Below are 5,707 nucleotides of genomic sequence, written 5' to 3'. Positions count from 1 at the left end.
GCAAGGCGTCAATAAAAGCCCTATGGGAAGGATGGTTCAAACTACAAACCATCCTTGAAGGTTACGATTTGGCCCGTTCTCTTGAGGCTGACTTGTGATCAAGAGACAGGCCTCTGTGCCGGCTTTTTTGCACCTAAAAACTTATAAAATTGGGCCAAATTTATAAATTTGAGCCATTTTGTACCGAATGTCCTCGCTACAAATACGTTTGTCTCGCTTGTTGTCACGCCTTCTGCCCACTTTGTCTACAGTCACTCTCAGATTACACATTCATAATTTTTCATGGAGGAGTCATGTTCGACAAGGGCCTATTCAGGCAACAAGCCATTGCTCACCAGCAGCATAAACTACATGGAGAAGTGTTGGTCTCTCCGTCACTGTCAGTCAAGCTGCTCACCCTATTTTTGGTTATTTGGGTTGGGGCAATTGGCGTACTGTTAATGTCTGGTCAATACGCTAAGCAAGCAGAGGTGCAAGGCTGGCTTGAGCCACCAGCGGGCATTGTGAAAGTGTTTTCGACCCTGCCCAGCAGTGAAGTGGGTCAACTTCTGGTAAAAGAAGGGGATCTTGTCGAAGCAGGGCAACCTCTGGTAAAGCTGCATGCTTTCGACAAAATGCATAGCGGCCAAAGGCTAAGTGATGCACTTGCACTCAGTTTACATAACCAACTGACCGTACTTCAGCATGCGCTAAATCATAAAGACGCCCTACTTCAACAACAAACCCAGCAATTGCATCAAGAAGTGAAAGCTTTGCGACAGGACCTAAGTGAATTAACACACATTCGTGACATCCACCTACAACGTGTCACGCTGATGAAAACACAACTCGACAGCTATGCGCCATTGGTAAAATCGGGCACCTACCCGGTGATTGAGTATCAGTCATTAGCAGCACAACTGCTTACATTACAAAGTGAATCTGAACAGTTGGACCGAGAATACGCGAAACAAACCCTGCAACATGCTCAAAAGCAAGCGCAACTCGACCTATTACCTCGACAACATCACCTGGACAAACAACCGCTATTGGCGCAAATCAGTCAATTAGAACAGCAACAATTAGAGCTACATAGTCAAAGTGAAGTGCTACTTAGAGCCAGTCGGCGCGGTCGAATTTCGGCTATTCAGGTAAAAGCAGGGCAAAGGGTGAATAATCAAACGCCACTGTTGTCAGTGGTACCAGAAACCGCCGTTGTAGAAGCAAAAATGCTGGTTCCTATCGACGCCTCAGGCTTTGTTGTAGCGGGGCAGTCTCTGGACATTCGCTATCACGCATTTCCCTACCAAAAGTTTGGCCTGTATGAAGGTACGGTGACCAGTATTTCACAGAATGTCATGTTGCCACAAGAAATGCCCCACGCACCTGTGGCCTTGCAAGAGCCGGTTTATCTCGTTACCGCGACACTTTCCCAGCAACATATCGACGCCTATGGCAAGGCGCTGAACTTGAAGTCAGGTATGACATTTTCAGCTTCGATTTCATTGGGTGAACGTTCGCTCATTGAATGGTTATTTGAACCACTAATGAGCTTAAAAGGGAGGCTATCAGCATGAGTATCTCTGCAAGCTCTTCATTACTCGCACCATTACCACTCGCCACCACAGGATGGCTAAAACGTACGCCGGTGATCCTGCAAACCGAGTCCAGTGAATGCGGACTAGCGTGCATAGCAATGGTTGCCAGTTATTATGGCCACCATACTAACCTTGCCACATTACGCCAGCAAGCAGGCGCTTCAGCAAGAGGCATAAGCTTACAAGGGTTAATGCAATTAGGCGAAAAGCTGCATTTACAACCTCGTGCACTAAAGCTCGACCTGGATGAACTACACGCGCTACAAACACCCTGTATTTTGCACTGGGACTTGAATCACTACGTAGTATTGGTGTCGGTAAAACGCAGGCACGTGATAATTCACGACCCCGCTCTCGGTAAGCGAAGTGTTTCATTCAATAAATTAAACCAACACTTTACTGGCGTTGCCTTGGAGCTCACACCTACCCAACAGTTTGTGACTAAACCCCAACCGCCTCGCTTAGGGTTAGCGCAGTTATGGCATAAATCTACCGGTATCAAGCGCAGCCTCACGGTTCTTTTATTGCTTAGTTTGCTTTTACAGATTTTCGTTCTAGTAAGCCCTTACTATCTACAAACGGTAATCGACGATGTACTTTTAAGACGAGATGCCCCGTTACTTACTGTACTCGCACTGGGTTTTGGCTTACTGGTGTTAATCGAAACGGGCACTATGTTGCTACGCAGTGTAGTGAGCCTGAATTTTGCGACCAAACTCAAACATCAACTCTCTCTCAATGTGTTTCGGCATTTATTACAACTGCCTTATGGCTACTTTATTCGTCGACACTTAGGAGACATTGTTTCTCGATTTGGCTCCCTAGGTCCTATTCGTGATTTCCTAACCAATAGCGCGATTAGTGCGGCACTCGACGGTGGAATGGCGATCATCACACTGGTGGTACTGGCCATTTATGATGTAAAACTCGCCCTCATCGTGGTGGGATTTACCCTTGTGTCTGCGCTAATCCGTTTGTTTAGCTTTCCAATCATCCGTAGTCAACATGCCGAAAGACTGGCTGCCGCAGCCAAAGAGAATAGCCACTTTATGGAGTCTGTTCGAGGTATTCAAACCATCAAACTCGCCAACCTGACCTCACAGCGCACGCACACTTGGCACAATTACTTTACTCAGACACTCAATCACGACCTAACGATTGGTCGTTGGGATATAGGCATTCGTACACTGCAACACGTTCTCTTTGGTATTGAGCATGTGCTTATTGTTTATTTTGCTGCGGTTGCCGTAATGAATAATGCATTGTCTATTGGCATGGTTTACGCCTTTATGAGTTACAAACAGCGGTTCGAAAATGCGGTGCAGCATTTGCTTTCTTGCGTGATCGAATTCGCCATGCTGAAACTGCATTTCGAACGCTTGTCCGACATTGTTCTGACCACCGCTGACACGCCTACACATTGCCCACCGCTGCTAACGAATAAAACCGATACCAACACAGTAGCGGCTCCCGTTTCAGTTACCGGGCTAACCTATCGACACGACACGTCGTCGAACCCCGTTTTCGAAGATATTCATTTACGTGTATCAGCGGGAGAGATTATCGCCATTGTCGGCCCTAGCGGCTCGGGTAAAACCACGCTTTTGAAATGTCTCGTAGGGCTATTAAAAGCCGAATGCGGTGAAGTCAAACTAGGTGAAAACCAAACTCACACACGGGTAGCGGCGGTGATGCAAGATGACCATTGCTTTGCTGGAAGCCTCATCGACAACATCGCCAATTTTGATACTGCTCCTCAACTAGAGCAAGTGATTGCCAGCGCTCAACTCGCGGGCCTGCACGAGACAATTATGGCGATGCCAATGCAATACCAAACGCTGGTCGGTGACATGGGCACCACACTCAGTGGTGGTCAACTACAACGCTTATATCTCGCTCGTGCGCTTTATCAACGCCCCCAATTATTGCTGTTAGATGAAGCGAGCAGTCATTTAGATGTATCCAGCGAACATGTCATTAACCGCCATTTAGCCGCCTTGCCCATGACCCGCATCATTATTGCACATCGCCCCGAAACTATTGCGATTGCTGACCGTGTTTTTGAACTCAACCAAGGTCGGTTAATACCAATGCAGTCAAACCCATTTCAACCGTTAACCCACAAAGTACCTCAACAAGGAGAATCACATGTTAAATAATATCAACGCCACTATTGATAGCCGCTTAAAGCGCCTGTCTAAAAGAGAGCTTCAAGTGGCCCAGAAGATCATGGAAGGCTTGCCCAATAAATCCATTGCATCGCAACTGTTTATCAGTGAGCGAACGGTCAAATTCCATTGCGCCAATATCTACCGCAAGTTGGAAATTCGCAATCGAGCGGCCTTAATGGTGCATTACTTTCGCTACCTTTATGCTCCTCAAGCCCAAATAGCGTAAGGAAAAACCAATGATAGTGATGTTAGGAGAACGCGGTTGTCGCCAATTGCAACGCCTTCAAATAGGGCTACGCCAGCGGCATGTTCCCGCTATCATTTTAGACCCCCTGGCCCAGCCACCAGCATTTCGTTTAAGTTGGTACCCTCTGGCACAACAGGGTATGTTGCACATTAATGGACAAGACATTCACTATCGCGATATCAAAGCGGTTTACTGGCATATTCCCTATCATCAAACCAATTTTGCGTCGCTACCGCCTCCACTTTACCTAAATTTGATCAACACCCTTTATTTGTCACCTGAGTTTCAGTGGGTGAACCCACTGCAATGTATGCATTTTCGCGCAAACACAGCGCATAATCTTACTGTGGCCGCAAGACTTGGGGCCAAACTGCCACCCACGTACATTGGTAATCAAGCAGGCGAAATCAGGCAGTTTTATGAAAACCACAACCATAGAGTGAAAGTGATTAAGCAATTAGATAACCACGCCAATGTTGAGTACGCCTCCCCCATTATGATCCAAGCCTATGACAAAGCCGCCTGTATTCGTAGCTTTGTCATTGGACACCAAGTATTCAGTTTTATCTATCAGGAAGAAGGCGCTGTTGTTAAGCATGCGGAGTTAGTAACGATATCTTCGGAACACGATCATTTGTGCAGACGAATATGCCGAGGATTCAATATGTACTGGTGTGCAATAGAATGGGTAATGACCCGCAATCATGAATACTTGTTTGTGGAAGCAGACCCCAGCCCTGATTTCGTCCAATTTGTCGACCTCTGCAACACCCCAATGGATGAAAGAGTGATGGAGTTGCTTACCCAGTTTTGTTAAGCCAGTCTGGTCGCTATCCTCCCCAAGTTCTACTGACCATTAGTAGCAACTTAGTATCGCCATAAGTGTCTAAATCGGTGGTATGAACCCCCAAACTAACGTCGAACGTCTGATAAGATGTCGACACGACGGCCTGCCAATGAACATAACTGTCATCATCTGGCTCCCATTGGTATTTCTCGTCATCGAGGCTGCGAGACTGGTCAACCCCCACTGTCAAGTCGATACTCTCGCTCAACGCGAACGTGTAATTCAACATAACGATGACATGCCCAGCCCCTGAGCCAAAATAATCCCATGCGTACCACATGTTAAAATCGGCATTTGCATAGTTGAACTTGGCGTAAACCTCGGCATAATTGCCGTCGTTACTGTAGCCAGCACCGTGGTAAGTGTACTGAGCAATGCCTGCATCGAGGCTCAATCCCGACACAAATTCAGTGTAATAGCCGATGTATCCATCCAGTTCTATACTGGTATCGTCGCCGTAATCGACGTTAGACCCCCATACACCCGCGTACAACCCGCCGTCCCCTACCCAGTCGATACTCGCCTGTAGCGCGGGATTTTCATTGGTTTGCGACACGCCATTAAATAAATAATCACTGGCCACCGTGCCCGTTACGCTCCAATCCGCATAGACGGAGTAAGGGTAAATAAGTGCAATAATTAATACTAAGCGTTTGATCGTACGTTGTTTCATTACCAACCCTGACTATATATATGATTCATTATAAATATAGCTAAAGGCTGACAAATTGCGTACGCAGCGATGGGTAGATAAGATAGATTCCCCCGGGCATGCCCGGGGTTCTATCGGTTACAGCTCCATTCGGAGCTGATCTGAATCCTTCCGACCTTGATGCTCAACGTAGTTCCGTATTGTGTGCTCGTC

General features: G+C 46.9%; 5 protein-coding genes. 4 read left to right on the top strand and 1 reads right to left on the bottom strand.

The window, feature by feature from the left end; all coding sequences use genetic code 11:
• Positions 1-293: 293 nt before the first annotated feature.
• The 4 genes from ACXAH6_RS20215 to ACXAH6_RS20200 are packed head-to-tail and all read left to right on the top strand — an operon-like array spanning position 294 to position 4,812.
• Entirely contained in the window at positions 294-1,556 is a 1,263-nt protein-coding gene (locus tag ACXAH6_RS20215) for a beta-barrel domain-containing protein (RefSeq protein WP_474879785.1), read from the top strand.
• Positions 1,553-3,736, top strand: a complete 2,184-nt coding sequence (locus tag ACXAH6_RS20210; protein ID WP_474879784.1) for a peptidase domain-containing ABC transporter — start codon at positions 1,553-1,555, stop codon at positions 3,734-3,736. Before ACXAH6_RS20215 ends, ACXAH6_RS20210 begins: the two co-directional genes overlap by 4 nt.
• Entirely contained in the window at positions 3,726-3,974 is a 249-nt protein-coding gene (locus tag ACXAH6_RS20205; protein WP_474879783.1) for a helix-turn-helix domain-containing protein, read from the top strand. The genes ACXAH6_RS20210 and ACXAH6_RS20205 overlap by 11 nt, the downstream gene beginning before the upstream one ends.
• 10 nt (positions 3,975-3,984) lie before the next feature.
• The gene (locus tag ACXAH6_RS20200) at positions 3,985-4,812 is read left to right on the top strand and encodes an ATP-grasp domain-containing protein (protein WP_474879781.1); all 828 of its coding nucleotides are present in this window, start codon (positions 3,985-3,987) and stop codon (positions 4,810-4,812) included.
• 13 nt (positions 4,813-4,825) lie between these two features.
• On the opposite strand, the gene ACXAH6_RS20195 is transcribed toward ACXAH6_RS20200, so the two are convergent.
• Positions 4,826-5,515 (bottom strand): TorF family putative porin, encoded by a 690-nt coding sequence (locus tag ACXAH6_RS20195; RefSeq protein ID WP_474879780.1) that lies wholly within the window; start codon positions 5,513-5,515, stop codon positions 4,826-4,828.
• Between the last annotated feature and the right edge of the window lie 192 nt (positions 5,516-5,707).

Source organism: Alteromonas sp. ABE4_545 (assembly GCF_056161325.1).
This window is presented reverse-complemented; position numbering and strand designations above follow the sequence as displayed.

What these genes read in the sequence shown, in the direction of transcription:
- ACXAH6_RS20215 (WP_474879785.1), top strand. Translation starts at nt 294, where the DNA reads ATGTTCGACAAGGGCCTATTCAGGCAACAAGCCATTGCTCACCAGCAG.
- ACXAH6_RS20210 (WP_474879784.1), top strand. Translation starts at nt 1,553, where the DNA reads ATGAGTATCTCTGCAAGCTCTTCATTACTCGCACCATTACCACTCGCC.
- ACXAH6_RS20205 (WP_474879783.1), top strand. Translation starts at nt 3,726, where the DNA reads ATGTTAAATAATATCAACGCCACTATTGATAGCCGCTTAAAGCGCCTG.
- ACXAH6_RS20200 (WP_474879781.1), top strand. Translation starts at nt 3,985, where the DNA reads ATGATAGTGATGTTAGGAGAACGCGGTTGTCGCCAATTGCAACGCCTT.
- ACXAH6_RS20195 (WP_474879780.1), bottom strand. Translation starts at nt 5,515, where the DNA reads ATGAAACAACGTACGATCAAACGCTTAGTATTAATTATTGCACTTATT.